This window comes from Rhizobium bangladeshense, from assembly GCF_017357245.1.
In the GTDB taxonomy this organism is placed as follows: Bacteria; Pseudomonadota; Alphaproteobacteria; order Rhizobiales; family Rhizobiaceae; genus Rhizobium; species Rhizobium bangladeshense.
The window spans coordinates 3,814,615-3,841,005 of sequence record NZ_CP071612.1; the positions used below are offsets into that span (position 1 = coordinate 3,814,615).

Below are 26,391 nucleotides of genomic sequence, written 5' to 3' on the forward strand. Positions count from 1 at the left end.
TCCGATAATTCGGGCCGTATATAAACTATTAAGGTTAACGGGCGCGCGGCGAACTGTTTTGGGAAATAGCGGCCGCTGCGGAGCGCTCAGGCGACTTTGTTGCGACGACGCTGGACGCTGCGGCGACCGATGCCCTGCTGCAGCAGGGTGATATTCTGGGAAGGCACCGGCGGCGAAAACACGTAGCCCTGCACGAGATCGGTGCTGCGGTGCTTATTGAGCAGCGCCAGCTGCTCATCGGTCTCGACGCCCTCGATGACGATTTTGAGACCGAGTTCGCGCGCTAGATTGACCGTGCCGCGCAGGAGCTTGAGGCGACGGGTATCCTCGACGATATTGCGTACGAAGGAGCGGTCGATCTTTACGATGTCGAGCGGCAGCGTGTCGAGATAGCTGAGGCTGGAGAAGCCGGTGCCGAAATCGTCGATCGCGATGGTGATGCCACGGGCTCTGAGCTCCGCCAGGATGGCGCGCACCGCCTGCGGCTCGTCGATCAAGCAGCTTTCGGTGATCTCAAGGTGCAGCCGCCCCGCGTCGAGCCCGGAATGGGCAAGCGCATCGGCAACCACCTGCAGAATGTCGGCATCGCGCAGATCTCGCGCCGAGAGATTGACTGAGACGGCGATGTGCTCCGGCCAGGTCATGCATTCGCTGCAGGCCTTGAACAGCACGAAACGGGTGATGTCGGAGATGATGCCCATATCCTCGGCGAGCTTGATGAAGACGTCGGGCGGGATCGCGCCTTTCGTCGGATGCACCCAGCGAGCCAGCGCCTCCGCGCATTCGATCCGCGACCCGTCGGCCCGGAACATCGGCTGGAAGACGAGATGCAGCGCCTGCGCTGCGACCGCTTCACGCAGGTCCGCCTTCAGCTTTTGCTGCTCGATGTAGCGCCCATCCATCTCGCGCTCGAAGCCTGATATGCCGCCCCTAAAGCGCGACTTGCTCTCGAAGAGCGCGAGATCCGCCTTTACGCTCCATTCATCCAACGCAAAGGCCGTGCTTTCGAATGTCGCGTAACCCGCGCTGAGCGAAACGAGAAAGGTCAGCTCATCGACCTCGTAATGGCCCTGGATCGCGGCATGTACGCGACGGATCTCAAGATCGAGCGAGGCCGGCTCCCTCGCATGCGGGAAGAACAGGATGAACTGATCTCCCATCAGCCGGCCGAGGATAGCGTTGCCACAGACCTGTTTGATGCGGGCGGCAATTGCGCAAAGCAGATGGTCGCCAGTGACGTGTCCACGCATGTCGTTGACATGTTTGAACTCGTCGATATCGAGGACCATGAAACCGAGTGGCCCTGACTTCCGCGGGTGCCTGGCCAGATATTCCTGCACCAACTGGCCGAAATATTCGCGGTTCGGCAGGCCGGTCAGCGCGTCAAAGCGGACCATGTGCATGATCTTCTGCTCCGCCTTCACCCGGCTCGAAACATCTTCGAAGATCAGCACGGCGCCGCCGTCGGCCCTTCGGCTGGCTGAGAATTCAAGCGAGAGTCCCTCGGGGAAATGGATGAGCGTGCGCGACAGGTTTCCTTCGGCAACCTGGGTGAGCTGGCGCAGGATGAGCTCCGGCTGCGAAGCGTCCATGAAGCTGTAACGTGCGCCATAACGCAGCACGGCGCCGAGATCACGGTCCTTCAGCCGCTCCGGCGCACCGATTTTCAATAGCTCGCAGGCCTTCCGGTTGACGACCTGAATACGGTTTTCGGCATCGACCATCACCAGGCCATGCGGCATGTTGTTGAGCGCGGTATCGAAACGGTCGGCGATAACGGTGACTTCCCGGCGGGCGATGACGTTCTCGTAAAGAAACTCGCGCACGCCGTTCGCCATGGCCCTGGTCGTCAGCCAGAAGGGAATGAGGAAGATCGACAGCAGGCCGCGGTAGAAATCCATTGCCAACAGGCTGCAGACGATCATCGGCAGGCAGCAGGAGAATGTCTGAAGATCGACCGCAAGGCGCGACCCGTAATTTCGGCCGACGACCGAAACCATGGTCGCCATGGTGACGGAAATGCAGGCAAGCTCCGCAAAGGAATCATGCACGACGAAGATCGCGTAGCCGCTGGCAAAGCCAAGAAGAGCGGTGGTGCAGGCAGCACCGGCGACGAGGATCCGCTCCCAGCGCTCAATGTCGGCGCGCGACAGGCGTTCCTTGTTGACGCGATCGAACTGCCGGAAGATGGCCATGCGGGCGCTGAAGACCAGAAGGAAGGCGAGCGACAACAGGATGTAGATGGAATATTGCGTCTTGGCAGCAACGGCGAGGCATGTCGCTACATGGACGATCACGCCGGCAAGAAGCGTCATGCGGTTCCCGGAAAGGGAGCTCACAAACGACAAATACACATCTATAGGGACCCTGTTCGGGTTATCTGGCTTCATCCACACTTTCCCTGTGCGCGGGGATTCTAAGCCCAACCCTTTAAAAATTGATTTCAACCGAACCAAACATTTGGTCAAATTTTCTAAAACTGCAGGATGAACTCCGCACCTTACGCGAGATTATGCAGCCTTCCGGCGAGAATTGGAAAATATTCATCCGCGCTTTGGTTGTGAAAACATCGAAAGACCGTGCCGGCCGCCCTCTGCGCCTTAGACTATGCTCCAACGCCAGGCATTTGTCCTTCCAATTTCAAAGGCCCTGGTCTACACCGATTCCAAAGAGGGAAAGCTGCCGAAAAACGGCAGGACAAGAACAAGGGAAACGAATGTCGGCACTTTTGGCAGCAAGCCGGTTGATCGATTCGATCAGTCGGATCATGGGAAAACTTTCCGAATATATGGTGCTGTTTTGCTGTCTGATCAGCGCCGGAAACGCCATCGTCCGCTACGCCTTCAACTACAGTTCGAACGGCTGGCTTGAGATCCAGTGGTATCTCTTCGCCTTCGTTGTCATGCTCGGCGCTTCGCATGCGCTTAACAATAACGAGCATGTCCGCGTCGACCTGATCTATGGCGCTGTCTCCGACAAGGCAAAGATCTGGATCGATGTCGTCGGCCTGATCCTGTTCCTCATCCCGGTCTGCATCTTTCTCACCTGGCTCTGCTGGCCCTTCTTCGCGCTTTCCTACCGGCAGGGGGAAATATCGGGTAATGCCGGCGGGCTGATCCGCTGGCCCGTCAAGCTGATCCTCGTCGCAGGCTTCGCGCTGCTCTCTCTTCAGGGCATCTCGGAACTGATCAAGCGGATCGCCGCCCTCACCGGCCACATCAGCATCGACACCAAATACGAAAAGCCGCTGCAGTAGCGCTCCCGGGAGGAACGGATTTGTTTGATTTCGGCTACATTCCGCCGGCCATGTTCCTCGGCATGGTCATCTTCATGCTCTACGGCTTTCCGGTCGCCTTTTCGCTCGCTGCCGTCGGCTTGTTCTTCGGCATCATCGGCATCATCACTGGTCATTTCAGCGAAGCGTTTCTGCAAGCACTGCCTCTGCGCTTTTTCGGCATCGTCTCCAATGACCTTTTGCTGGCCATTCCCTTCTTCACCTTCATGGGAGCCGTATTGGAACGTTGCGGGCTTGCCGAGGATCTGCTCGAAGGCACGGGCAAGCTCTTCGGTGGCATTCCCGGTGGCCTCGCCTATGCTGTCATCCTCGTCGGCGCAGTGCTCGGCGCCATCACCGGCACGGTGGCGGCCTCGGTGATCACCATGGGGGTGATCTCGCTGCCGATCATGCTGCGCTACGGTTACAGCCCTCGCCTTGCCACCGGCGTCATCGCCGCCTCCGGCACCATTACACAGGTGATCCCGCCCTCGCTGGTGCTCGTCGTTCTCGCCGACCAGCTCGGCAGGTCGGTCGGCGACATGTATCTCGGCGCCATCGGCCCCTCGATCCTGCAGGTGGCGATCTTCGTCCTCTTCATTCTGGTTATGTCGATCGTCCGGCCGAAATCAATGCCGCCCCTGCCGAAAGAGATACGCGGCGACCTTGACTGGGCGCTGCTCGCCAAGGTGCTGATGGGCATGGTGCCCTCGATGGTGCTGATCTTCCTCGTGCTTGGCACGATCTTCATGGGACTTGCGACGCCGACGGAAGCCGGCGCCCTCGGCGTCGTCGGCGCCATGGCGCTCGCCGCCTTGCATCGCCGCCTCACCTGGCCGCTGATCCGCGAGGCGATGACGTCGACCACCCATATTACATCAATGGTGGTGATGATCCTGGTCGGCTCCACCTGTTTCAGCCTGGTGTTCCAGGGCATGGATGGTTCGCGCTGGATCGAGCACATGCTGTCCGGCATCCCCGGTGGCCCGGTCGGTTTCCTGATCTTCGTCAACATTTTCATCTTCGTGCTCGCTTTCTTTCTCGATTTCTTCGAGATTGCCTTCATCGTCATCCCGATGCTCGCCCCCGTCGCCTCCAGTCTCGGCATCGACCTGATCTGGTTCGGCGTGCTGATCTGCGTCAACATGCAGACCAGCTTCATGCACCCGCCGTTCGGCTTTGCGCTCTTCTACCTCCGCTCGATCGCCGGCAAGGAGGTCAAGACTTCGGATATTTACATGGGCGCCCTCCCGTGGGTCGGCATGCAGTTGATCCTGGTAGCGATCGTGATCTTCTGGCCGCAATCGGTCACCTATTGGCTGGACCGCAGCCCGAAGGTGGATCCGAGCTCCATCAAGATCGAAGTGCCGGGCTTCGGCGGTCAACTCGGCCTGCCGCCGGTGGGCGGCGGCAACGGCTCGCCTCAGATTCCAGGCCTCAGCCTGCCGCCGCTGAACGGCCTGCCCGGAGCGCCGGCGCCCGGCAAATAACACGGAAAAAGAAACCCCCGGACCGAAATCCGGGGGTTTTGTCATCAGTGGCGATCAAGCGTCGACGAATGCCGTCGGCCAGAAGCTCAGAGCTTCCCGGCCCGCTGCTGGATCATCATGAACGTATCGAAGGTATATTCCGAAAGCTGCATCCACAGATAGGCATCGCGCTTGAAGGCGGTCTGGTCCTCGTAAATCTTCTTGAAATACTGGTTGTTGGCCGAGATTTCACCATAGATGCCCATCGCCGCCTGGAAGCTGGCTTCCATGATTTCCTGGCTGAACGGGCGCAACGTCGCACCCTCCGCAACGAGCTGTTTCAGCGCCGTCGGGTTCTTCATGTCGTATTTTGCCAGCATGTTGGTGTTGGCGAAGGCGCAGGCGTCGGTGAGCGCTGCCTGATAGTGCTTCGGCAGGTTGCTCCACTTATCGAGGTTGAAGAACGCATGCACGGTCGGGCCGCCTTCCCACCAGCCCGGGTAATAATAGTATTTCGCTACCTTATGGAAGCCAAGCTTCAGGTCGTCATAGGGACCGACGAATTCCGCCGCGTCGATCGTACCCTTTTCGAGCGCCGGATAGATGTCGCCGCCAGCGATCTGCTGCGGAATGACACCGACCTTCTCCATGATGCGTCCGGCAAGGCCGGCAATGCGCATCTTGACACCCTTGAGATCGTCGAGAGTATTGATTTCCTTGCGGAACCAGCCGCCCATCTGCGCCCCGGTGTTGCCCGCCGGCAAGGCATACATGCCCTGTGTGGCATAAAACTCGTTCATCAGCTTGTTGCCGTTGCCCTCATAGAACCAGGCATTGGTCAGGCGGCTGTTCAACCCGAAGGGAATGGCTGTTCCGAAGGCATAGGCCGGATCCTTGCCGACGAAATAATAGGAGGTGGTATGCGCTGCCTCGACCGTGCCGGCGGCGACCGCATCGACGGCCTGCAGGCCGGGAACGATTTCACCGGCTGCGAAAGGCTGGATCGTGAAATTGCCGTCGGTCGCAGCGGCGACATGTTTGGAGATGTCCTCGGCGCCGCCATAGATCGTGTCCAGGCTCTTCGGAAATGACGACGTCATGCGCCATGCGATCTTCGGATTCTCCTGCGCGATCGCAGGCGCTGCCAGTGCCGTTGCGGCAACCGCTCCGGCGCCGGCAGTTCCCGCCTTCTTGAAAAACGAACGACGATCCATCAAAAACCTCCCGTATAGATGGCACTGCGCGGCCAATCTTCACCCCTACCCGCAGCGAGGGCAGAGCTAAGCATGGCAGGGGCCGCGATTCAAGCTTTAGTCTATTAGCCTTTGGCATCAGGATAGCCAATAGGGCAGCGCGCGACGCGCCCATCAAAATCAGCAGCTTAGCGCGCGCCGGAGAGCCGCGGTGCCACTTGCGCCGCAATTTGTCCACCGGACATGAGGCAGGCGTTGACTTCACCGCCGTTCTGGCGGCAGAAACGACGAGCAGAGATTTCACCGGGGCGAACATGACGAAACCGATTGTTGCCATTCCTGCCGATATCCGCAGCTTCGACGGCGCGACCTGGCATGCCGTTCAGCATCAATATCTGAGCGCCGCATTGAATGCGGCCGGCGTCATGGCCTTCATGATCCCCGCGTTCGAGGCAGGCTACGATAGTGACGCGATCCTCGACCGCGTCGATGGCTTGCTGGTATCAGGTTCGGCCAGCAATGTGCATCCCGCGCTTTACGGCGTCGAGGCGACTGACAGGGACGGCCCCTTTGATCCCGCCCGCGACGCCACCAGCCTGCCGCTCATCCGCCGCGCCATCGACCGCGCCATCCCGCTGCTCGCCATCTGCCGCGGCATTCAGGAACTCAACGTCGCTCTCGGCGGCTCGCTGGCAAGCGAGATCCATGAGCAGCCCGGCATCTGGGATCATCGCCGGCCGGAGGGTGTGGACCGTGATGGCATGTATGCCATCCGCCAGACTGTCCATATCAAGGAAGGCTCCTGCATCGCAGAGATTCTCGGCCCCGGCGATATCCGCGTGAATTCGCTGCATCGACAGGCGATCGCCAGAACCGCGCCGCGCCTGCAGGTGGAAGCCACCGCCGAAGACGGCACGGTAGAGGCCGTTTCCGTGATCGATGCCAGGGCCTTCGCCGTTGGCGTGCAATGGCATCCGGAATATTGGGCCGAAACCGACAAGGCGTCGAACCGGCTGTTTGCCGCCTTCGGCGACGCCGTCCGCAGCTACGCCGCCGGCAAACTGCCTGTGACGGCGCCGGAAATCGCCTAGAGCATCGGCCCGAGAATCGGAGCGATCTTCGGAAAGCACGAGTGGCTGCTTCAGGGTGCTGGAGCGTCCCTTGTTCGTCCGAAAGGACGCACAGCGCCTAGGCGGTTCAGATTTTCATAAGGCGCTCAACGTTAGTCTCGCTTAACCTTTTGCGGCGTCTCCGGCACCGGCGTCAGCGCAGTCCCCTTCTCGAACCAGGCGATGAGATTGTCGGCGACCAGATCAGCCATCGCCACGCGCGTGGGCACGGAGGCCGAGGCAACGTGCGGCAGCAGCACGGCATTGGCTGGTTCGAGCAGGCCGGACGGCACGGTCGGCTCATCGTAAAAGACGTCGAGGCCGGCCGCACCGAGCGCGCCTGATGCGAGGGCAGCGCTCAGCGCTTCTTCATCAACCGTCCAGCCGCGGCCGACATTGACGAGAACTCCGTTCGGCCCGAGAGCGGCCAGGATATCGGCATCGATCGTCTTATGCGTCTGCGGCGTCTTCGGAACGATGGCGATCAGGGTATCCACCGCCTCCGCCAATTCCTTCAACGTCGGGTAATAGTCGTAGGGCGCATCCGGGTGGCGCGAACGGGTGTGATAACTGATCTTCACCTTAAACGGCTCCAGCCGCTTGGCGATCTCAAGCCCGATACGGCCAAGGCCGTAAAGCCCGATATGACGGCCCTTGAGGGAGAAACGTGACAGCGGAAAAGCCGTGCCCGGCTTCCAGTTGCCCGCACGCAGCCAGGCTTCCGCCCGCGGCAACTCGCGGATCGTGTTCAAGAGCAGGCCGATCGCCGTATCTGCAACCTCGTCGTTCAGAACGTCTGGCGTATTGGTGACGACGATGCCCTTTTCGGCTGCACGCTTCACATCCATGCCGTCATAACCGACACCGAAACTGGCGATCACTTCGACACCAGGCAACTGGTCCATCCAGGCGCCGGGAAAAGCGCCGGAGACGGCGACGCCGCGGATGCGTCCGGCGGTGTCATTGTCGAGCGCGAGCCTTTCCTCGCGGGCGACAGCGATGATCTCAAAACGATCTTTCAGCCTTTCGAGAACACGCTCGTGTATCTTCCCAGGAACGAGAATGGCGATGCGGGACATGGCTTTTCCTCTTGGACGGGTCTGGTTCAGGCGCGGGGCCGATGGGGACTGGTCGATTGGCGGATTCGCATTTCCGGCTTGATGAGATGCATGCCGTCAGGTTCATGGCTGCCGGCAAGACGATCGAGAAGCGCGCGCGCAGCCAGGCGGCCGACCTCGGTCTGGCCGTTCCAGACGGTTGTCAGCGCCGGCGTGGCGATCGAGGCTTCCTCGAGATCGTCATAACCGGTGACGGAAATATCTCGGCCCGGCACAAGGCCGGCGCGGGCAATGCCGTTCATCAGGCCGATCGCGACGAGATCGTTCCAGCAGACGGCCGCCGTCGGCTTCTGCGGCAGGGAGAGGAAATGCACAGCCGCCTCGAAACCACCCTGCTTTGAGCGAGGCCCGGGAATGCGCAGGTTCGGGTCGACTTCGATGCCCGCCTTGCGCAGCGCATTGACGTAACCCTGGTAGCGGTCGCGGCCGGTGGATGTCTGGTCCGTACCGCCGATCATCGCAATCGAGCGATGTCCGAGGCCGATCAGATGGTTGGTGGCGAGCGAGATGCCATAGCTGTCGTCACCGCGATAGGTCGGCAGCTCCAGACCTTCCATCGAACGGGCAACGAGGATCGCCGGCATGCCGTTCTCTTCCGCCAACTGCAGATCTTCCGGCGGGGTGCCGATTGCCGGCGACATGATCACGCCATCGCCGCCGAGCTGCAGGAGCGTTTCTATGAAGGTGCGCTGCTTTTCGACATTATCGTAATGGTTGGAAAGAATGAAGGTGTGGCGGCTGCGATCGAGCTCGCTTTCGATCGCCTTCAGGATTTCGCCGTAGAATGGATTCATGATGTCATGCACGACGACGCCGATGATGCCCGAGCGTGAGGTGCGCAGGCTGGCGGCACGGCGATTGTAGATATAGCCAAGCGCGCGCGCCTGCTCCTTGATCTTCTCCCGCGTATTACCGGCCACCAGCGGACTGTCGCGCAAGGCGAGCGACACGGTCGCCGTTGAGATGCCGAGCGTCTCGGCGATTGTCGAAAGCTTGATCTTCTGGACCACGTGTCCTCCTCCAGGCAGCACGCAAGACAGCAAGGCCACGCCGGGAAACCGGCGCGGCCCTTAAAATGTTTAATTAAAAGATTTAACCGCAGCAGGCAATTCGTCTTTTCTGGGAAATTTCAGTCGTCGTCCGGCTCTTCGATGGCATGCGCTTCGGCCTGCAGATTGGCGTCGATCGCCTTCAGGAGTCGAACGAGATTGCGGATTTCCTTTTCAGAAAATTCCTGCGTCGCCAGTCTGTCGCAGGCCGAGGCCGCCATCTCGATCGCCCGCACGCTGTCACGGCCGAGCGGAGTGAGATAGACCTTGGTCAGGCGCGCATCCTCGGCATCGGGTTTGCGCTCGAGAAAGCCCTGCGCCTCCATGCGGCCGATCGTCCGCGTCATGGTTGGCGCTTTCACTCCGAGCTTTTGCGCAAGACCGCCAGCTGTCATGCCGTCGGTCTCGGCCAGCGAGAGAATGACGCCGTCCTGGCCGGCATAGAGGCCGCTTTCGAACAGGTTGCGCGACAGCACCGTACGCATGGAACGAGCTGCCTGGGTCAGCGCCGGCGAGAGGTCGACAAGCGTATACTCCGTCTGGTCCTTCTTCTTGGACTTGCTCTTCTTGCCGTCCTTATGCTTCTTTCCCATAGCCATCCCTTTGATCTTTAAGCCCCGGCGCCGCTGCGATATGACATTGCCCATGATCTCGTCATAAACAAGAGGCAACGACCGGATGATGACGTCTTCGCCCCGCTCCGAGGACAGCGGCTCGGTCCGCGCCCCTGGCGAGCGCCGCCCGATCGCGGTGCTGCCGCTTGGTGCCCATGAGCAGCACGGCCCTCACCTGCCTTTCGAAACCGACACGCTGATTGCCGAAGGCATCGCCGAACGATTGAAAATGGCCTTGCCCGTCGGACTGTCGGTCACCTTCCTGCCCACCGAATCGGTCGGCTACTCCATAGAACATATGGATGTTGAAGGAACGAAGACGCTCGCATTCGACGAAGCGGTCAACCGCTGGCTCGCCATTGCCGAAGGGCTGGCGAAGCAAGGCATCCGCAAACTCGTGATGCTGAACGCCCATGGTGGCAATTCGCCCCTCATGACTATTGTCGCGACCGAGGCGCGGATCCGCTTTGCCATGCTGGCTGTGGCGACGAGCTGGACCCGCTTCGGGCTGCCGGATGGCGTGATTGCACCAGAGGAAAAGGCGATTGGCATCCATGGCGGCGATATCGAGACATCGGTCATGCTGGCTCTTCACCCCACCAAGGTAGACATGGCAAAGGCTGGGGATTTTCCTTCGCGGCAGACGGAATTCGCCACCCGCTTCAAGCACCTGCGCGCCTACGGCCCGCATGCCTTCGGCTGGAAGATGTCGGATCTCAACAAACAAGGCGTGGCAGGCAATGCCGCCGCTGCGACGGCCGAAAAGGGAGAGGCGCTGATTGCTCACTCGGTAAAGGGGCTGGTGGAACTTCTGGAGGATGTCGATGCATTCGATCTCGGCGAGCTCCGTTGAAAAGCGATCATCTGCATCCGGCGGCGATGTGATCTTATAACATATAAAATCCTTTGAACTGCCGTGCCCATGCCATTATATGAGACCAACCGTTCAAGCGGCCGATCCAAAGCCGCTCGGCCGCACGCCTAATTTAGAGGTTCTCATGACCGACGCGATCTCCACCCAGAAGCCCATTCCCGTTACCGTGCTCACCGGTTATCTCGGCGCCGGCAAGACGACTTTGCTCAACCGCATCCTGTCGGAAAATCACGGCAAGAAATACGCGGTCATCGTCAACGAGTTCGGCGAAATCGGCATCGACAACGACCTCATCGTCGAGTCGGATGAAGAAATCTACGAGATGAACAATGGCTGCGTCTGTTGCACGGTGCGCGGCGACCTGATCCGCGTCGTCGAAGGCCTGATGCGCCGCCCCGGCCGCTTCGACGGCATCATTGTCGAAACAACGGGCCTTGCCGATCCGGTCCCGGTCGCCCAGACCTTCTTCATGGACGACGACGTGCGCGCCAAGACCGAGCTCGATGCCGTGGTTGCTCTCGTCGACGCCAAGCACCTGCCGCTGCGCCTGAAGGACAGCCGCGAAGCCGAGGACCAGATCGCCTTCGCCGACGTCGTCGTCATCAACAAGAGCGACCTCGTGACCCCCGAAGAACTGGATGTGATCGAAGACATCGTCCGTGCCATCAACCCGGCCGCCCGTGTCTACAAGACCAGCCGCTCGGGCGTCGACCTCGCCCGCGTTCTCGATCAGGGCGCCTTCAACCTCGAGCGCGCGCTGGAAAACGATCCGCATTTCCTGGAACACGGCCATGACGACCACGTCTGCGGCCCGGATTGCGATCACCATCACCACGATCATGATCACGACCACCACCATCACGATCATGACCACGGCCATCACAACGGCGCCCATCACCATGGCGCGATGTCGGCTATCCACGATGTGACGGTACAGTCGGTGTCGCTGCGCGGCGGCGAGATGAACCCCGAGCGCTTCTTCCCCTGGATCCAGAAGGTCACGCAGACGCAGGGGCCGAATATTCTGCGCCTCAAGGGCATCATTGCCTTCAAGGACGACCCGCAGCGTTACGTCGTCCAGGGTGTGCACATGATCATCGAAGGCGATCACCAGCGGCCATGGAAGGAAGGCGAGAAGCATGAAAGCCGTCTCGTGTTCATCGGCCGCGATCTCGACCGGGAAAAACTCGAGGCCTCCTTCAAGGCCTGTGAGGCAGCCGCCTGATGCCCACAGTTGCACCGCTTGATCTCGACGGCCACGTTCTGGCCGTCGAATTTTTAGGTGATGTTCCCTTCTTCGCCAGCGCCAACGGCACATTTCACCGGCTGGACGGCGGCGAGAGGGTTTCAGAAGCCCATCAGGGCATGCTCACCGCGATCCGCGATCCCTACAGCGACAGCCTGATCTCGGGCGGCGAAGACGGCAAGGTTCTGCGCATCGCCGCCGACGGCAGCGTCAGCGAACTTGCGACCGCGCCGCGCAAATGGATCTCGCAGGTCGCGGCCGGCCCGCAAGGAGCGGTTGCCTATTCCTATGGCAAGAGTTCGCTCGTCCGGCTTGCCGACGGCACCACTAAGGAATTCCCCGAGGAGCGCACCGTCGAAGGCCTCGCCTTCGCACCGAAAGGCCTGCGCATCGCCGCCGCCCGCTATAACGGCGTGTCGTTGCACTGGGTCGGCATGAGCGCCAAACCGGTCGATCTCGAATGGAAGGGCGCGCATACCGCCGTCACCTTCTCGCCCGATGGTAATTTCCTCGTCACCTCGATGCAGGAAAACGCGCTGCACGGCTGGAAGCTCGACAGCAAGCCCGGCGCCGAAGCCCGCCACATGCGCATGACCGGCTACCCCGCCAAGGTGAAATCCCTCTCCTGGTCGGTCAAAGGCAAATGGCTAGCCTCCTCGGGCGCACCGGCGGCAATCGTCTGGCCTTTCCAGGGCAAGGACGGCCCGATGGGCAAGGCGCCACTCGAACTCGGCACCCGCGCCAACATCATGGCGACCTCGGTGAAGTTCCATCCGCTGGAGGATATCCTCGCGATCGGCTTCATCGACGGCATGATCCTCGCCGTGCGCATCGCCGACAGCAAGGAAGCCCTCCTGCGCCGCCCCGGCAAGGGCGCGATCACAGCAATGAGTTGGAGCGCAAACGGCAAGCTGCTCGCTTTCGCCTCCGAAGCCGGCGATTGCGGCGTGGTCGATATCTCGGCTTAAGCCCCTGGCGGAACCTGAAACCGTCGCATATGGCGCCGACCATATGCAGGCGCCGGCTTAAACGGACTGGCTGGAAGATCGCATGCCAAGGCCTTAGAATACCGGACTTGTCGATCTTGGCTGGACGACACATGAAAATCCGCGCAGCTAATGCCTGGCCGTGACTGACAGAGGAAACGCAATGCCGATATCGACCGGCCTCGGCTTGGCCGAGCAACAGCCGCAGCCCCTGGGCGACGCATCCATCTGGGCGGTGATCCGCGCCGAGGCGGGCGAGCTTGCAGCGCGCGAGCCGATATTGCGGCGACTGCTTGCCGAGCAGGTGACGAGCCCCGCCGGCAACCATGAGATCCTGGCTCAGGTGCTGGCGGCGCGGCTCTCGGTGGCGAAAGTTGAAACCGGCGATCTGTTCGACCTCATCCTGTCGACGCTTGATGACGATATCATCCGGAAAGTCGAGGCAGATCTCGCTGCCGTTCGCAAACGCGATCCGGCCTGCACGACATTTCTGCATGCGCTCTTGAACCTCAAGGGTTTTCATGCGCTGCAGACACACCGCATCGCCCACGTGCTCTGGAATACCGGCCGCCCGGAGATTGCCGCCTGGCTCGCCAATCTGGCCTCGCTGGTCTTCGGCCCGGACATTCATCCGGCTGCACGGATAGGCGCTTCCATCATGCTCGACCATGGCTCGGGCATCGTGATCGGCGAAACGGCGGTGATCGAAGACGAAGTATCGATCCTCCAGAATGTCACGCTTGGCGGAACTGGCAAGGAGACGGGGGACCGCCATCCGAAGATTCGCCACGGCGTCATGATCGGCGCAGGCGCCAAGATTCTCGGCAATATCGAAATCGGCGCCTTCAGCAAAATCGCGGCCGGCAGCGTCGTACTGAAGCCGGTTCCCGAACATTGCACTGTTGCCGGCGTCCCGGCCGCGATCGTGCGGATCCACCGCGCCGATGAAATCCCGGCCGAGACCATGGACCAGAATATCTAGGCCCTACAGGGACGCACCCATGCGCTATCCGGCCTGCTGGTTTTGCCGGGAAGCTTCAACGCGATTTCGGCCTTCGCGCTTCGAGCGATCGAGCGCTTCATCGGCCTTGTGCATGAGCCGCTCGAAACCCTCTGCGTTTTCACGGGTAGCAACGCCGATGCTCAACGTCGGAAAGACGGCGAGATCCGGCCGCTGCATGACGGCGGCGGCGAAAGCGAGGCGGATCTGCTAGGCAATCGCCACCGCATCTTCCTGGGCGATGTTTTTCAGCACCGCCAGGAACTCGTCTCCACCTTGCCGCGCGAGCAGTTCGTTGGAGCGCATGATGCTCCTCGAAACGCGGGCGAAAAGCCGCAGGATCTCGTCGCCGGCGGCGTGGCCGTGCCTGTCGTTCAACTGCTCGAAATGGTCGATATCGAGATCAGCAGGGATATCGGAGAACGCGAGCACGGGCACGTGCTGGGCAAGGCCGCCACGATTGAGCGCGCCGGTCAGCGGATCGTGGTGGGCGAGGTTCTGGCCGCGGAACCTACAGCAAGCATTTTGCGGTTTGATCGGAGCCTTCGTTGAAAATCGAACAATCGGTGGTTTTCCTACAGCCGCAGTAATCAAGCAGATCGCACCGTGCCGATGATGTCAGCCAACAGACCGTGCAGCAAATCCCGGTAGCCGTTTCGCGCCGAGGGGCCGCTCTCTTCCGACGTCATGACGACGGTCAGATCGAGCGACGGGACGATGTAGAGCATCTGCCCGCCATAGCCCCAGGCGAAATGCACCTGCTCGCCGCCGATTACACGCGTGAACCAGCCATAGCCGTATTCGTCGCCGGAGAAACGCGAATTGGTACGGTGCTGCCAGGATTGCGCGATCCAGTCGGCAGGCACCACCTGCTCCCCCTTGGCTGTGCGCCCACCATTGCGATAAAGCTCGCCGAAGGCAAGTAAGGACCGAGCGCTCATCGCCATCTGGTTGCCGCCGATGTAGATGCCCTGCGGGTCGCGCTCCCATGCGCCAATGCGGAAACCCTCGACAGGGCCGAGCCATTCGCGGGCAAGCGCCAGGGTCGAGCGGCCACTGACCTTGGTAAGAATGGCCGAAAGCAGATGCGTCGATGCGGTGGAATAGAGCATCTCGCCGCCGGGCTGATCGATGAAAGGCTGTGAGAGAGCAAAGCGCACCCAGTTGCGCGAGGAAACCCAGCGGCCGTAGTTCGGCCCCGACATGCGGTCGAGTCCCGCCTGCATGGAGAGAAGATTGCCGATGGTGATGTCGTTGAGGCGCGGGTCTGGCGATGAGGGAAGATCGGCTTTCAGGATCGGCGCGATCTTCTGGTCCGGACCATCAAGCAGTCCTTTGCTGATCGCGATACCGACGAGCGCCGAAATGATCGATTTCGAAGCAGACTTGATATTGGTCGATTCCGACGGCGAATGACTGCGGAAGCCGCGTTCGGTGAGCACGCGTCCGTCGCGAGCGACGATCACAGTCTTCAGCGGCCGCAGCGCCGGATCGCTCGCCGCTTGGTCGAGACGCGGACCAAGCCCGGCGGCGGACGCCGTGCTCTGAGCGGCCGTCGGACCTGTTGCGGCAAATGTCAGGCAGAAGAAAAGGAGAAGGAAAAGAATACGGATCATGTGACGCATGATAGGATATCGCGGCAACATATTCGCGTGCCCACAGCACTTCTCACGCGATCGTGTCTGCTGGTGAACCGGTTACCCGTGTCTCTCTGTCTCGGCATAAAAAACAATCCGCGCCGCAGCCACGGCAGGCCCGCCTGCCTGCATGATCAGCGGCGCGGATATTACCGGCGGGGAACGTTCCCTATCACTACCTGGTGGGCGCGCAGCTCAGGCTGCGCGGCGAACCGGCGCGCTGGCCAGCATGCGTCCCGAGGGAACGATCATGCCGGCCGCGCCGTCAAGCCAGCCTTCCGTGAGCTCAAGCGCGAGAAAGCGCGAGCGCTCGAACGGACCTGGCATGACAAGATGGCGAGCCTTTTCGGCGAAAAAGCCGAAACGCTCATAATAGGCGGCATCGCCGACGAGCAGGACGGCGCCATGCCCGCGGTTCTTCGCCTCGAGGATCGCCGCGCGCATCAGGGCCGAGCCGATGCCTTTGCCGCCATGACGGGAATCGACGGCCAGCGGGCCGAGCAGCAGCGCGTTGATCGGCGTGCCATCGGCGTTGACGCCGGCCTCGACGTTCCAGAGCCGCACCGTGCCGATCAGGCGACCGTCGCGATCACGCGCGACCAGTGCAAGTCCTTCGGCCGGAATGCGGTTGCGGCGGATCTTCTCCGACGACTTCTTGCGGCGGTCGGGGCCCATGACGCGGTCGAGCAGGTTTTCACGCGCGACAACATCCGACGGGTTTTCGGCGTCGATGGTGAAAATGGAGGGCGCAAAGAATGCGCGGACAGAATCAAGAACAGCGGCCATTGTGGGCCTCCCGCACTCAAAACCGATTCAGACGGTGACTTCGGTGAATTGTGGATTTGCCGCCCCGGCTGGTTGCGGAGCTGGCAGAAACAAGACCTTAGATGACGTAAGCCTTCAGCGGCTCGAAGCCGTTGAAAGCAACCGCCGAGTAGGTCGTCGTATAGGCACCGGTGCCTTCGATCAGAACCTCGTCGCCAATCGTCAGAGACAGCGGCAGCGGATAGAGGTTCTTTTCATACAGCACGTCGGCCGAGTCGCAGGTCGGGCCGGCGATCACGCAAGGTTCCATCTCGCCGCCGTCGCGCTCCGTGCGGATCGGGTAACGGATGGCCTCGTCCATGGTTTCGGCGAGACCGCCGAACTTGCCGATGTCGAGGAAGACCCAGCGGGCGTCGTCATTGTCCGACTTCTTGGAGATCAGCACGACTTCCGCCTTGATGACACCGGCATTGCCGACCATGCCGCGACCCGGCTCGATGATCGTCTGCGGGATCTGGTTGCCGAAATGGGTGCGCAGCGCCTGGTAGATCGACTTGCCGTAAGCTTCCGCGGACGGAACGTCGCGCAGATACTTGGTCGGGAAGCCGCCGCCCATGTTGACCATCTGCAGGTGGATGCCCTGCTTGGCAAGCTGGACGAAGACGCGCTTGGCGTCGGCAAGAGCCGAATCCCAAGCATCGACCTTGGTCATCTGCGAGCCGACATGGAACGAGACGCCGTAGGACTGCAGGCCGAGCTGATGGGCATAGACGAGAACGTCGACCGCCATCTGCGGAACGCAGCCGAACTTGCGCGACAGCGGCCACTCGGCGCCTTCGCCATCGGTGAGCACGCGGCAGAAGACACGGGCGCCGGGAGCGGCGCGCGAGATCTTCTCGACTTCCTCGTGGCTGTCGACCGCAAAGAGGCTGACGCCGAGCGCATGAGCGCGGGCGACATCACGTTCCTTCTTGATCGTGTTGCCATAGGAGATGCGGGCAGCGGTCGCACCGGCTTCCAGCGCCATTTCGATTTCGGCAACGGATGCGCAATCGAAATTGGAGCCGAGCCCTGCGAGCAGCTTCAGCACTTCCGGAGCCGGGTTAGCCTTGACGGCATAGTAGATGGCGCTGTCCGGCATGGCGTGACGGAAGGCGTGGAAATTGTCGCGAACGACATCGAGGTCAACCACGAGGCAGGGACCGTCGGGACGTCGGGTTGCGAGAAAGTCGCGGATGCGCTGGGTGGTCATAGTCGTTCCCTCTTCCAGTTCCAGAACTCCGGCATGAACCGGAGGACAAAGGGCATACGAGAACTCGCATTGGAACCAGCCGGTGGAGACCCCGGAACCATAGCAAGCGCTCGATGCGCGGATAGTGAACCAACGCCGCGGACGCGGTGTAAGTTCGGCTTTGTCTGCCATGGATTGGAGGGAGAGTCCCAACCGCACTTCCGGCAATGATGGTGTGCCTCTTCAGTAACCCCCGCTGATGGAAAGCAGGGAGAGAACAAAAAGGCCCGCACCGTCGTTGCTTCAGGCGTCCTCGCATTTTCCGGTTGGCCGGAATAGCGACTGGAGGGGTTAATTCCAGGTACCTTACCGATTTCCTCACCAATTCGAGGGTTCGGCGGACACCCATGGGCACGTGCGACTTTGGGCTGATTGGGAAATAAGAATATTCGCCTCCATAATCAAGCGAATTTTTGATCCTCTGGGCAAAAAAATATTTGAACAGCGCTGGCCAATTTGTTCAACGTTCCAAAACAGTTTTAGGAAGCATCATGGATACCTTGACGCGCATACGCGCCTTCATCGATGTCGTCGAGGCCGAAGGCTTTTCCGCCGCCTCCAGGCGCACCGGCCGCTCGAAGGCGCTGCTGTCCAAATATGTGCGCGAACTGGAAGACGAGCTCGGCGCGCTGCTGCTCAACCGCACCACCCGGCAGTTCTCCATGACGGAGGCCGGCCACACCTATTATCGCAGCGCCTCGGATATTCTTAAGGAGATCGACAATCTTGCCGATCTCGTGCGCGAAAACAATGCACAGCTGAAGGGGCGGTTGCGCGTTTCCGTCCCCCGCACCTTCGTCGATGCGGACGTCGGTCAGTCGCTAATCGATTTCTCCAGCGAAAACCCGGACCTTTCGCTGGAGATCGCCGCCGACGACCGTTTCGTCGATCTGATCGAGGAAGGGTTCGACGTGGCGATTCGCATCAGCAAGCTCGAAGATTCCGGCATGATTGCCCGCAAGATTTCAGATTTCCGCGTCCATCTCTGCGCCACCCCGAATTTTCTCGAGCGCCATCCCGATCTGGAGCATCCGAGCGACATTTCCAATCTTCCCTTTATCGTCGATACCAATTCACGCACCCAGGGCAGCATCCGCTTCCACAATCCTGACAACACCACCTTTGCCGTCGCCGTCTCCGGGCCGATCGAGGTCAACAGTCCGCATGCGACATTACGCGCTGCACTCGCCGGCATCGGGATCGCCCTTATTCCCGATTTCATCGCCCGCAGGCCGATCGAGAGCGGCGAGCTGGTGACGCTGTTTAATGATTACATTCCGACCGACCGCGGCATCTATGCCGTCTACCCGCACCGGCGCTACCTGCCGGCCAAGGTGAGAATCTTCGTCGATTACCTGCACAACTGGTTCAAGAAGCATCCGTGAGATTTGGATGGCACAGACCGGCCTGGCCGGACGATGGGATGATGCCGAACGCCATCAACCGACAAGCCGGTCCCAATTCCGTCCCAATTTCTCGTAAGAACTCGGGTCGAGCGAATAGGGCAGCGGGACGCATGAACAAATCCATACCATTGATGACCGCGCTGCTTTCGCTGGCGCCGGCAGCGGCATTTGCACATCCGCACATCTTCGTGGAGGCGCGGCTCGAAGTCCTGGCCGGCGCTGACGGCAGCATCGAGGAACTGCGCAATGTCTGGCGCTTTGACGAGGTCTTCTCCTCCTCGGTCGTCATGGATTTCGACAAGAACACTGATCTGAAACTGGAGCCGAACGAACTCGCGCAGGTCGGTAACACGGTGAAGCAATCGCTTGCCGATTACGACTACTACATGAACCTGACGATCAACGGGAAGAGCGTCACCGTCCAACAGCCTGACGTCATCCATGTCGACTATAAGAACGGCCAGCTCCTGATGTTCTTTGCGGTCAAGCCTGTGGAAAAGATGCCGCTCAAGGGCAGGCTTACGTTCGGCGTCTACGATCCGACGCTCTATACGTCGATCGATTTTCCCACAGACAACGAGCTGGCAACGGTCGGCGACAGCTTGAAGGCCTGCAAACACCAAGTGGTGAGGCCGGATGCCGACGAGGTGATCTCGCAAAACAAGCAGTCCCTGACGGACGCCTTCTTTACCGACCCCACCGGCACCAACATGTCCAAACTCTTCGCCACCCGGCTGGAGCTCACATGCTGATAAGAAGCCCGTCCCTCATCTTTCCCGCAGCACTCCTCACGCTCCTGATGGCTGCAAGCCTCGCCCATGCGCAATCGCCGCTCGGCATCGGCACGGCCGAACCGAGTTTTCAACCGACGGGTGGGCCTTTCGCGCCGCTTTTGCTCTACGTGAATTATGAACAGCAGGCCTTCTATCGGGCGCTGACCGGTGCGTTGAAGGGCATGCGGGAGGACCCGTGGCAACTGACATCGCTGGTCGGCCTTTCCTTCGCCTACGGCGTCTTCCATGCCGCCGGCCCTGGCCATGGCAAGGCGGTCATCTCCTCCTACATGATCGCCAACGAGGTTGAACTGAAGCGTGGCGTGGTGATTTCCTTCATTTCGGCTTTCATCCAGGGAGTCGCCGCCGTGGCATTGGTCGGCGGTGCCTGGCTGGTTTTGCGCGGCACCGGCATTACGCTGACGACAGCCACTCACGCCATGGAAATCGCAAGCTTCGTCATGGTCATCCTCTTCGGCGGCTGGCTGCTGTTCCGCAAACTGCGTTCGATGGCGAGCAATCTGCCGCGCCGGCGGCTGGTGGCGACGTCGGCCGGTCCGGTTTCCATGATGCTCGATTGGAAGGATAATGCAGCCGAACGCCAGGCCTATGCCTTCAACGGCAAGGCGCAGGCCGTGGATGCCGGCCACAACTTCCTTCCCGGAATGGTCTGCGAGACCTGCGGCAATACGCACGTGCCTAATCCGGCCCTGCTCGCCGGCGACAGGTTCAGCGCTCGAGAAGCCTGGTCGGCGATCGTGGCCGTCGGCCTTCGACCCTGCTCCGGGGCTTTGCTTGTCATGACTTTCTCGCTTCTGAACGGCCTCTATCTCGGCGGCGCGCTTTCGGTTGCTGCCATGTCGCTCGGCACGGCGATCACCGTTTCCGTGCTTGCGACGCTTGCCGTCACCGCCAAGGGTGCGGCGGTCCGCCTCTCCGGACGCGGCTCGACGGCTTCGGTCTGGGTTGGCAACGCAATTGAAATCCTCGGCGCCCTGCTCGTCATCCTGATGGGCGTCCTGCTGCTCGGGGCTTCCCTGCAGGGATAGGCTATTTTCCTCTGCCGCGCTGGTAGCGCGCCCGCAGCCAGAACACCGCAAAAAACGCCATGATCAGGCAGACGCCGACGGCAATCGCCAGCACTGGGGAGAAATTGCCGATCCATAGAACGATGGTCGGCAGAAAATAAAGGACGAGACCGGCGCCCAGAAGAATGACGGCGGCGGCGATCGCCTGCGAGCGGCTTTCCGGGCTCACGCGAGCCTTTCCTTTTCCAGATCGGCACGAATATCCTGCAGGCGCCGGACCTGTTTGCCGGTCGCGTCGAAATTTTCGGGCGAAAGCCAGGCTTCGAAGGCCTGGTTAATCAGCGGCCATTCGGCGTCGATCATCGAGAACCAGGCAGTGTCGCGGTTGCGGTGCTTGGAAATCATGTGCTGGCGGAACACGCCTTCGAAGCTGAAGCCGTAGCGCAGAGCCGTCGTCTTGCTCGCTTCATTCTTGTTGTCGCATTTCCATTCGTAGCGGCGGTAGCCGAGATCTTCGAAGACGTGCTTGGCCATGAGGTAGTGCGCCTCGGTGGACAGCGGCGAACGGCTCATGTCGGGACCATGGGCCACCCCGCCGATCTCGACGACGCCGTTGGCCGGGTCCGCGCGCATATAGTTCGCCATGCCGACAATCTTGCCGGTGGCGTTGTCGCGGAAGATATGGGTGAGCCAGTTGGACTTGGTGTGGACGGTTTCCAGCCAGTTGGCGAAATCCTCGATGCCAGTGAAGTCGTCCTGCGCGAAATAAAGAAGCAGCGGGTTGATGCCCATGCCCCCTAACCCCTTCCACAGCGCTTCGAGATGTTGCTCGCGTCGATAGGGCTCAACGGTAACGAAACGGCCCTTCAGTGTGACCGGCTTCGGCGCCGGGCAGCCCTTGAAATTTGCAAGATCGCGCATGTTCACTCCCCTTCTCGGCAGAGTGGATAGGCCAGCCGCCCGACAAAGGCAACCGGCCTAGATGTTACTGTGACAAGGTCGTCTTTGCGGACGACACCGTCGCCTCGATATGGTCGACCAATTGGTCGGCGAGGCCGAGACGGCCCGCAAGCAGATCGAGATAACCGCGCTCGGCGCGCGAATCCGGCTCGATGGTGAGCCGCGAAGCGGTGTAGAGTTCGACGCGCTGTTCTTCCGTCACCGCCGCAGCGACGATCGCGTCAATATCCGTCGGCGACGCGAGTTCGCGCTCGATGAAGGCTGCAGCCTCGCCACTGACATCGGCGGCCTTGATCTTGTCCATGATTAGGGCGCGTTCGGCGCCATCGATGTGGCCGTCGGCCTTGGCTGCGGCGATCATCGCGCGGATCAGCACCAGCACGAATTCGTTGCTGCCGGCAGGCGACGCCGGCCCGAAGCCGGAGTCAACAGGCGGCGGCAGGAGAACCGGGTTGTTTGCCGACGGCGCATCCGACGAGGCCGCGGGGGCTTGGCCCGCCTGGTAATTCTTATAGGCCTGATAACCAAGGCCGGCTATGGCGGCAAGACCGCCGATCGCCAGTGCATTGCCGGCAATGCTGCGGCCGGTCTTGGTGCCGAGAAGCACGGCTGCGATCGCACCGCTCTTCATCGGATTGTTCTTTGCCGTCTGCATGGCCTCGCCCGCCCTGTCTCGGACCGAACCGCCGACACCCGGCACCTGCGAACCCAAGAACTGGTCGAGAAGCTTCTTTGCGTCGAACATTCCTCGTCATCTCCTGTTTGAGGCTGGAGGAGAACATAGGTTTGCGACGGCTGAAATACAAATACTGCGCGTGATGATCGCGCCTGGCGCTCATCCCAGCCCTTGCGACCTCAGGCTTTCAGAGCCGCGGCCTCTGCTGCAAGTTTGGTGATCCCCGCCCAGTCGCCGGCTGCGACCAATTCCTTTGGCGCAACCCAGGAACCACCAACACAGACGACGTTCGGCAACGAGAGATAATCTCGGGCGTTCTTAAGTGAAATGCTACCTGTCGGGCAGAACAGTGTGCCGGCGAGCGGCGAAGAGAGCGCCTTGAGGTAAGCGGCACCACCGGCCTGTTCGGCCGGAAAGAACTTCAGCACCTGGTAGCCTTCTTCGCGCAACGCCATGACTTCGCTGGCAGTGGCAGCTCCGGGAAGCAACGGCACATCGGAATCTGCAGCGGCATCGAGCAGTTCCTGCGTCGTGCCTGGACTGACGATAAATTTCGAACCGGCCTCGACGGCCGCCTGCCAATGGGCGGCATTCAGGATCGTGCCGGCACCGACTTCGGCGCCCTCGACCTCGGCGGCGACGGCACGCACCGCCTCGAGTGCCGCCGGCGTGCGCATGGTGATTTCGATTGCTTTCAAGCCGCCTGCGACGAGCGCCCGGGCAAGCGGCACCGCCGATTTGGCATCGTCGACAATCAAGACGGGAACGACCGGCTGGAGTTTCAGGATGGAAAGGAGCTTCTCTGTTTTGTCGCCCATGGTCGCACAACCTCCTTGAAACGATTGAAAATTTGCATCCCGAATAACGTCCCCGCCGAACCTTGTCGAGCTAAAACCGAGTTGCCTGAGAAGAAGGGTATGAAATGCTTGGAAATTGGTCTACCGTGCAGCAATCGTCACAAAAGGTTCACTGACATGGCGAAAGAGATCGAGCGGAAATTTCTCGTACGCAGCGATGGATGGCGTTCCGCCGTCGAGACCAAGTCTGTCCTCAGGCAGGGTTACATCGCCTCGATGGACGACCGTTCCGTTCGGGTCCGCATCCTCGACGGCAGGAAAGCGAGACTGACGATCAAGATCGGCCGCAGCGCCATTACTCGCGACGAATTCGAATACGATATCCCCGTCGCCGATGCCGAAGAGCTGTTGCAGAACGCAATCGGCATCGTCATCGAGAAAACGCGCTACCGCGTTCCCCATGAGGGCTTCGTCTGGGAAGTTGACGTCTTTGCCGGCGAACATCGCGGACTGGTGATTGCCGAAGTGGAGATGGCGGCGGAAACCGACAAGCCAGCCCTGCCCCTCTGGCTCGGCCGCGAAGTGACCGGCGATTTCCGCTATTCCAACCAAGCCCTTGCCACCGAATACGGGCACGACAGGCATGGCCTATCGCATTCGGCCTGACGCCGATTTCACCCAGGCATTCAGGGGCGTCGCGGCCGAGCAACTGGAAAGCGCCATCACCTTTCTCGAAGAGCGGCCGGACGGCGCGCACGAGGCGATCCATTCCTTCCGGAAAAACCTGAAACGATTGCGCTCGCTCTACCGGCTCGTCGCGCGCGAGGTGCCTGACTTTCAGAAGCAAGAAAATGCAAGGCTGCGCGATGCCGCGCGCTCGCTTTCGGCAATCCGGGACGCTGCCGCGCTCATCGGCACTGCGCAATATCTGCAGCATTCAGCCCGCGGCAAAGAGGAAAGCGAAGCCCTCGGCCGGATCGTCACCATTCTCGAGGGGCGCCGTGACTGGATGGCGGAGGCCGAAAGGGGTCTGGAACAGCGGCTGATCGAAACCTCAGGCGTGCTGAAGGAGGCGATCACCGCTTTGGACGGGATCTCCTTCGATGGCAGCCACCGCAGGAATGCCCGCATGCTGGCGAAGAGCTGGCGCCGCACCGCCCGCAAGGCCAAGGCCGCGCTTGCCGGCTGCCACGGTGATGCATCGGCCGACAATTTCCATGATCTGCGCAAACGCACCTACGACTATCGGCTCTACCACGCTCTTTTGCGAGACATCTGGCCGGGCGCGATGAAGGCCAAGCGCGATGCTGCCAAGGAGCTCGTCGAGGATCTCGGCCACATCCATGACCTAGTCGTGCTCTGCGAACTGGTCGAAGCCGAGCCACAGCTCTTCACCCGCAACGACGATCTGGCGCATCTTCTCGACGCGATCATCTTCCGCCAACAGGAAGACCGGCGGCAAGCCCTCGTCAAGGCCGAAGCCGTCTTCGCCGATGATCCCGACGAGGAATCGGAGCGTATCGAACTTCTCTGGCTGACCGTCGGGAACTGAGAGACGGCGCATCTGGAAATGTCGCCAGACCCCATTGACCTCAACCAATCTTGAGGTCCTAGCCTCCGGTAATCGACCAAAGGAACCTAGCCGCGAGGAAGAAATGTTTGCAGAAAATGCCGCGATGCCAAGTGTGCTCGGGCTCTACGAGACCCATCTGACGGTTGCGGGTCTCAAGACCTCCGTGGATTTCTACCGCGATGTCGTCGGACTGGAACCCGCGGCGTCGTTCGAGGAACGCAAGGTCGCCTTCCTCTGGGTGGACGACAGGAAGACTGGTATGCTCGGCCTCTGGGAAAGCGGAACCGGCCCCCTGAAGATGCGGCTGCATATCGCTTTCCGCATGACTGTCGATGGTGTGCTGCAGGCGCCTGCCCGTCTCAAGGCAAAAGGCGTCGAACCTCTCGGCTTCACCGGCCAACCGGCAACCGAGCCGGTCGTTTTAGGCTGGATGCCGGCGCTGTCGATCTATTTCAAGGATCCGGATGGGCATCCGATCGAGTTCATCAGCATTCTCGACGATGCGCCCGATCGAAATTTCGGCGTGCAACCGCTTTCCGAATGGAAGGCAAAGCCGTGATCGGTCCCCGTCAGGGGAATTGCGCGGTCCGGTGATTTTCTGTATTTCCGGCGCATGACCGACAGCCAGACACACACCAGCCCGTTCCTAGTGGCGGCGCTCTACCATTTCGTTTCCCTGCCGCGCTTTGCAAGCCTGCAGGTTCCGCTGCAGGCGCTGTGCGAGGAGAACGGCGTCAAGGGAACGCTGCTTTTGGCGCATGAGGGCATCAACGGAACGATCGCGGGGCTGGATGCCGGCGTTCACGCCGTACTCGCCTTCCTGCATGCTCAGCCGGAATTTGCGTGCCTGGAGCACAAGGAAAGCCGCGCCTCGAAAATGCCTTTCCTGCGCATGAAGGTGAAGCTGAAGAAGGAAATCGTCACCATGGGCGTCGAAGACATCGACCCCAACAAGGTGGTCGGCACCTATGTGGCGCCCAAGGACTGGAACGCGCTGATCTCCGACCCCGATACGATCGTCATCGACACCCGCAACGATTATGAGACGGCGATCGGTACCTTTCGCGGCGCGCTCGACCCAAAGACGAAGACATTCCGCGAATTTCCGGATTGGGTGCGCCGGAATACCGGGCTGCACAACAAGCCGAAAGTCGCCATGTATTGCACTGGCGGCATACGCTGCGAGAAGGCCACAGCCTTCATGAAGGCTGAGGGTTTCGACGAGGTCTATCATCTGAAAGGCGGCATCCTGAAATATCTGGAGGAAGTGCCTCAGGAAGAAAGCCTCTGGGACGGCGCCTGCTTCGTATTCGATGAGCGTGTATCCGTCGAACACGGCCTGAAGGAAGGTGAGCACCGGCTATGCCACGCCTGCCGCAATCCGATCACCGCCGAGGAAATTGCCTCGCCGCTCTATGAGGAAGGCGTTTCCTGCAGCCACTGTTATCACACGCGCACAGAGGATGACCGGCTGCGCTACCGTCAGCGGCAGCATCAGATCGCTCTGGCAAAAAAACGTGGCCAGCGTCATATTGGCAGCTGAGCCTGTTTCT

The 26,391-nt window shown here is 60.9% G+C and carries 26 protein-coding genes and 1 pseudogene; 14 read left to right on the forward strand and 13 right to left on the reverse strand.

The features are described from left to right. Positions 1-86: 86 nt before the first annotated feature. A complete protein-coding gene (locus J2J98_RS18395) occupies positions 87-2,390 on the reverse strand; it encodes a putative bifunctional diguanylate cyclase/phosphodiesterase (protein ID WP_207601781.1) in 2,304 nt (767 codons plus the stop codon). 326 nt (positions 2,391-2,716) lie between these two features. On the opposite strand from J2J98_RS18395, the gene J2J98_RS18400 reads away from it, so the two are divergent. Beyond that, complete coding sequence (locus tag J2J98_RS18400; protein WP_064708682.1) at positions 2,717-3,256, forward strand: TRAP transporter small permease subunit; 540 nt, start codon at positions 2,717-2,719, stop codon at positions 3,254-3,256. A gap of 20 nt (positions 3,257-3,276) precedes the next feature. Next, complete coding sequence (locus J2J98_RS18405; RefSeq protein WP_207601782.1) at positions 3,277-4,764, forward strand: TRAP transporter large permease; 1,488 nt, start codon at positions 3,277-3,279, stop codon at positions 4,762-4,764. An 86-nt stretch (positions 4,765-4,850) separates the two neighbouring features. Here J2J98_RS18405 and J2J98_RS18410 read toward each other — a convergent pair whose 3' ends face one another. Continuing rightward, entirely contained in the window at positions 4,851-5,957 is a 1,107-nt protein-coding gene (locus J2J98_RS18410) for a TRAP transporter substrate-binding protein (protein ID WP_064712207.1), read from the reverse strand. A gap of 293 nt (positions 5,958-6,250) precedes the next feature. On the opposite strand from J2J98_RS18410, the gene J2J98_RS18415 reads away from it, so the two are divergent. After that, the gene (locus tag J2J98_RS18415; protein WP_138394927.1) at positions 6,251-7,027 is read left to right on the forward strand and encodes a gamma-glutamyl-gamma-aminobutyrate hydrolase family protein; all 777 of its coding nucleotides are present in this window, start codon (positions 6,251-6,253) and stop codon (positions 7,025-7,027) included. A 131-nt stretch (positions 7,028-7,158) separates the two neighbouring features. Here the strand turns inward: J2J98_RS18415 and J2J98_RS18420 are convergent, their stop codons facing one another. The 3 genes from J2J98_RS18420 to J2J98_RS18430 all read right to left on the reverse strand — a co-directional run bounded on the left by J2J98_RS18420 (position 7,159) and on the right by J2J98_RS18430 (position 9,805). After that, positions 7,159-8,124, reverse strand: a complete 966-nt coding sequence (locus J2J98_RS18420) for a 2-hydroxyacid dehydrogenase (RefSeq protein WP_207601783.1) — start codon at positions 8,122-8,124, stop codon at positions 7,159-7,161. 26 nt (positions 8,125-8,150) lie between these two features. Beyond that, entirely contained in the window at positions 8,151-9,173 is a 1,023-nt protein-coding gene (locus tag J2J98_RS18425; protein WP_064708677.1) for a LacI family DNA-binding transcriptional regulator, read from the reverse strand. Positions 9,174-9,292: 119 nt separating this feature from the next. Beyond that, positions 9,293-9,805: a MarR family winged helix-turn-helix transcriptional regulator gene (locus J2J98_RS18430; RefSeq protein WP_064708676.1), complete on the reverse strand. Its 513-nt coding sequence runs from the start codon at positions 9,803-9,805 to the stop codon at positions 9,293-9,295. An 85-nt stretch (positions 9,806-9,890) separates the two neighbouring features. Here J2J98_RS18430 and J2J98_RS18435 point away from each other — a divergent pair, with 85 nt between their 5' ends. The 4 genes from J2J98_RS18435 (at position 9,891) to cysE (ending at position 13,914) form a co-directional block, all read left to right on the forward strand. After that, on the forward strand, positions 9,891-10,679 hold the full coding sequence (locus tag J2J98_RS18435; RefSeq protein ID WP_207601784.1) for a creatininase family protein: 789 nt from the start codon (positions 9,891-9,893) through the stop codon (positions 10,677-10,679). 145 nt (positions 10,680-10,824) lie between these two features. After that, positions 10,825-11,925, forward strand: a complete 1,101-nt coding sequence (locus J2J98_RS18440) for a CobW family GTP-binding protein (RefSeq protein ID WP_064708674.1) — start codon at positions 10,825-10,827, stop codon at positions 11,923-11,925. After that, entirely contained in the window at positions 11,925-12,914 is a 990-nt protein-coding gene (locus J2J98_RS18445; protein ID WP_064712211.1) for a WD40 repeat domain-containing protein, read from the forward strand. Before J2J98_RS18440 ends, J2J98_RS18445 begins: the two co-directional genes overlap by 1 nt. Before the next feature lie 181 nt (positions 12,915-13,095). Beyond that, a complete protein-coding gene (gene cysE, locus J2J98_RS18450; RefSeq protein WP_138394931.1) occupies positions 13,096-13,914 on the forward strand; it encodes a serine O-acetyltransferase in 819 nt (272 codons plus the stop codon). Between the two features lie 24 nt (positions 13,915-13,938). On the opposite strand, the pseudogene J2J98_RS18455 reads toward cysE, so the two are convergent. From J2J98_RS18455 to odc2, 4 genes and pseudogenes are all read right to left on the reverse strand, one after another. Further along, positions 13,939-14,427 (reverse strand): annotated as a pseudogene (locus tag J2J98_RS18455) (GGDEF domain-containing protein); the annotation flags it as partial. A 95-nt stretch (positions 14,428-14,522) separates the two neighbouring features. Beyond that, positions 14,523-15,548: a serine hydrolase domain-containing protein gene (locus J2J98_RS18460; protein WP_207603164.1), complete on the reverse strand. Its 1,026-nt coding sequence runs from the start codon at positions 15,546-15,548 to the stop codon at positions 14,523-14,525. A gap of 216 nt (positions 15,549-15,764) precedes the next feature. Further along, on the reverse strand, positions 15,765-16,355 hold the full coding sequence (locus J2J98_RS18465; RefSeq protein WP_207601785.1) for a GNAT family N-acetyltransferase: 591 nt from the start codon (positions 16,353-16,355) through the stop codon (positions 15,765-15,767). Between the two features lie 97 nt (positions 16,356-16,452). After that, complete coding sequence (gene odc2 / locus J2J98_RS18470; RefSeq protein WP_207601786.1) at positions 16,453-17,586, reverse strand: ornithine/lysine decarboxylase; 1,134 nt, start codon at positions 17,584-17,586, stop codon at positions 16,453-16,455. A gap of 530 nt (positions 17,587-18,116) precedes the next feature. Between odc2 and J2J98_RS18475 the strand changes: the two genes are divergently transcribed. From J2J98_RS18475 to J2J98_RS18485, 3 genes are all read left to right on the forward strand, one after another. Then, complete coding sequence (locus tag J2J98_RS18475) at positions 18,117-19,010, forward strand: LysR family transcriptional regulator (protein WP_064708668.1); 894 nt, start codon at positions 18,117-18,119, stop codon at positions 19,008-19,010. Positions 19,011-19,141: 131 nt separating this feature from the next. Next, positions 19,142-19,783, forward strand: coding sequence for a DUF1007 family protein (locus tag J2J98_RS18480; RefSeq protein WP_207601787.1), 642 nt, complete (start codon positions 19,142-19,144; stop codon positions 19,781-19,783). Further along, entirely contained in the window at positions 19,777-20,853 is a 1,077-nt protein-coding gene (locus J2J98_RS18485) for a nickel/cobalt transporter (protein WP_207601788.1), read from the forward strand. The genes J2J98_RS18480 and J2J98_RS18485 overlap by 7 nt, the downstream gene beginning before the upstream one ends. A gap of 1 nt (position 20,854) precedes the next feature. Here the strand turns inward: J2J98_RS18485 and J2J98_RS18490 are convergent, their stop codons facing one another. The 4 genes from J2J98_RS18490 to J2J98_RS18505 all read right to left on the reverse strand — a co-directional run bounded on the left by J2J98_RS18490 (position 20,855) and on the right by J2J98_RS18505 (position 23,286). After that, positions 20,855-21,061, reverse strand: coding sequence for a hypothetical protein (locus tag J2J98_RS18490; RefSeq protein WP_207601789.1), 207 nt, complete (start codon positions 21,059-21,061; stop codon positions 20,855-20,857). Continuing rightward, the gene (locus tag J2J98_RS18495) at positions 21,058-21,753 is read right to left on the reverse strand and encodes a GNAT family N-acetyltransferase (protein ID WP_207601790.1); all 696 of its coding nucleotides are present in this window, start codon (positions 21,751-21,753) and stop codon (positions 21,058-21,060) included. The genes J2J98_RS18490 and J2J98_RS18495 overlap by 4 nt, the downstream gene beginning before the upstream one ends. Before the next feature lie 64 nt (positions 21,754-21,817). Further along, the gene (locus J2J98_RS18500) at positions 21,818-22,537 is read right to left on the reverse strand and encodes a tellurite resistance TerB family protein (protein ID WP_207601791.1); all 720 of its coding nucleotides are present in this window, start codon (positions 22,535-22,537) and stop codon (positions 21,818-21,820) included. 110 nt (positions 22,538-22,647) lie between these two features. Further along, a complete protein-coding gene (locus J2J98_RS18505) occupies positions 22,648-23,286 on the reverse strand; it encodes a 2-dehydro-3-deoxy-phosphogluconate aldolase (RefSeq protein ID WP_207601792.1) in 639 nt (212 codons plus the stop codon). A gap of 156 nt (positions 23,287-23,442) precedes the next feature. Here J2J98_RS18505 and J2J98_RS18510 point away from each other — a divergent pair, with 156 nt between their 5' ends. The 4 genes from J2J98_RS18510 (at position 23,443) to trhO (ending at position 26,381) form a co-directional block, all read left to right on the forward strand. Further along, positions 23,443-23,931, forward strand: a complete 489-nt coding sequence (locus tag J2J98_RS18510; protein WP_064708662.1) for a CYTH domain-containing protein — start codon at positions 23,443-23,445, stop codon at positions 23,929-23,931. Next, positions 23,909-24,817, forward strand: coding sequence for a CHAD domain-containing protein (locus J2J98_RS18515; RefSeq protein WP_207601793.1), 909 nt, complete (start codon positions 23,909-23,911; stop codon positions 24,815-24,817). Before J2J98_RS18510 ends, J2J98_RS18515 begins: the two co-directional genes overlap by 23 nt. Before the next feature lie 103 nt (positions 24,818-24,920). Then, positions 24,921-25,397 carry a VOC family protein gene (locus J2J98_RS18520; protein WP_207601794.1) on the forward strand — a complete coding sequence of 159 codons (477 nt, stop codon included), beginning with the start codon at positions 24,921-24,923 and terminating at the stop codon, positions 25,395-25,397. 54 nt (positions 25,398-25,451) lie between these two features. Then, positions 25,452-26,381 (forward strand): oxygen-dependent tRNA uridine(34) hydroxylase TrhO, encoded by a 930-nt coding sequence (gene trhO / locus J2J98_RS18525; RefSeq protein ID WP_207601795.1) that lies wholly within the window; start codon positions 25,452-25,454, stop codon positions 26,379-26,381. Positions 26,382-26,391 lie beyond the last annotated feature (10 nt).

Excerpts from the sequence above, each read along its gene's own strand:
- J2J98_RS18495 (WP_207601790.1), bottom strand. The coding sequence starts at position 21,753 with ATGCGCGATCTTGCAAATTTCAAGGGCTGCCCGGCGCCGAAGCCGGTC.
- J2J98_RS18410 (WP_064712207.1), bottom strand. The coding sequence starts at position 5,957 with ATGGATCGTCGTTCGTTTTTCAAGAAGGCGGGAACTGCCGGCGCCGGA.
- J2J98_RS18400 (WP_064708682.1), top strand. The coding sequence starts at position 2,717 with ATGTCGGCACTTTTGGCAGCAAGCCGGTTGATCGATTCGATCAGTCGG.
- trhO (WP_207601795.1), top strand. The coding sequence starts at position 25,452 with ATGACCGACAGCCAGACACACACCAGCCCGTTCCTAGTGGCGGCGCTC.
- J2J98_RS18485 (WP_207601788.1), top strand. The coding sequence starts at position 19,777 with ATGCTGATAAGAAGCCCGTCCCTCATCTTTCCCGCAGCACTCCTCACG.
- J2J98_RS18460 (WP_207603164.1), bottom strand. The coding sequence starts at position 15,548 with ATGATCCGTATTCTTTTCCTTCTCCTTTTCTTCTGCCTGACATTTGCC.
- J2J98_RS18475 (WP_064708668.1), top strand. The coding sequence starts at position 18,117 with ATGGATACCTTGACGCGCATACGCGCCTTCATCGATGTCGTCGAGGCC.
- J2J98_RS18415 (WP_138394927.1), top strand. The coding sequence starts at position 6,251 with ATGACGAAACCGATTGTTGCCATTCCTGCCGATATCCGCAGCTTCGAC.
- cysE (WP_138394931.1), top strand. The coding sequence starts at position 13,096 with ATGCCGATATCGACCGGCCTCGGCTTGGCCGAGCAACAGCCGCAGCCC.
- J2J98_RS18440 (WP_064708674.1), top strand. The coding sequence starts at position 10,825 with ATGACCGACGCGATCTCCACCCAGAAGCCCATTCCCGTTACCGTGCTC.
- J2J98_RS18435 (WP_207601784.1), top strand. The coding sequence starts at position 9,891 with ATGATGACGTCTTCGCCCCGCTCCGAGGACAGCGGCTCGGTCCGCGCC.
- J2J98_RS18510 (WP_064708662.1), top strand. The coding sequence starts at position 23,443 with ATGGCGAAAGAGATCGAGCGGAAATTTCTCGTACGCAGCGATGGATGG.
- J2J98_RS18465 (WP_207601785.1), bottom strand. The coding sequence starts at position 16,355 with ATGGCCGCTGTTCTTGATTCTGTCCGCGCATTCTTTGCGCCCTCCATT.
- J2J98_RS18430 (WP_064708676.1), bottom strand. The coding sequence starts at position 9,805 with ATGGGAAAGAAGCATAAGGACGGCAAGAAGAGCAAGTCCAAGAAGAAG.
- J2J98_RS18520 (WP_207601794.1), top strand. The coding sequence starts at position 24,921 with ATGTTTGCAGAAAATGCCGCGATGCCAAGTGTGCTCGGGCTCTACGAG.
- J2J98_RS18445 (WP_064712211.1), top strand. The coding sequence starts at position 11,925 with ATGCCCACAGTTGCACCGCTTGATCTCGACGGCCACGTTCTGGCCGTC.
- J2J98_RS18480 (WP_207601787.1), top strand. The coding sequence starts at position 19,142 with ATGAACAAATCCATACCATTGATGACCGCGCTGCTTTCGCTGGCGCCG.
- J2J98_RS18420 (WP_207601783.1), bottom strand. The coding sequence starts at position 8,124 with ATGTCCCGCATCGCCATTCTCGTTCCTGGGAAGATACACGAGCGTGTT.
- J2J98_RS18395 (WP_207601781.1), bottom strand. The coding sequence starts at position 2,390 with ATGAAGCCAGATAACCCGAACAGGGTCCCTATAGATGTGTATTTGTCG.
- J2J98_RS18505 (WP_207601792.1), bottom strand. The coding sequence starts at position 23,286 with ATGGGCGACAAAACAGAGAAGCTCCTTTCCATCCTGAAACTCCAGCCG.
- J2J98_RS18500 (WP_207601791.1), bottom strand. The coding sequence starts at position 22,537 with ATGTTCGACGCAAAGAAGCTTCTCGACCAGTTCTTGGGTTCGCAGGTG.
- J2J98_RS18515 (WP_207601793.1), top strand. The coding sequence starts at position 23,909 with ATGGCCTATCGCATTCGGCCTGACGCCGATTTCACCCAGGCATTCAGG.
- odc2 (WP_207601786.1), bottom strand. The coding sequence starts at position 17,586 with ATGACCACCCAGCGCATCCGCGACTTTCTCGCAACCCGACGTCCCGAC.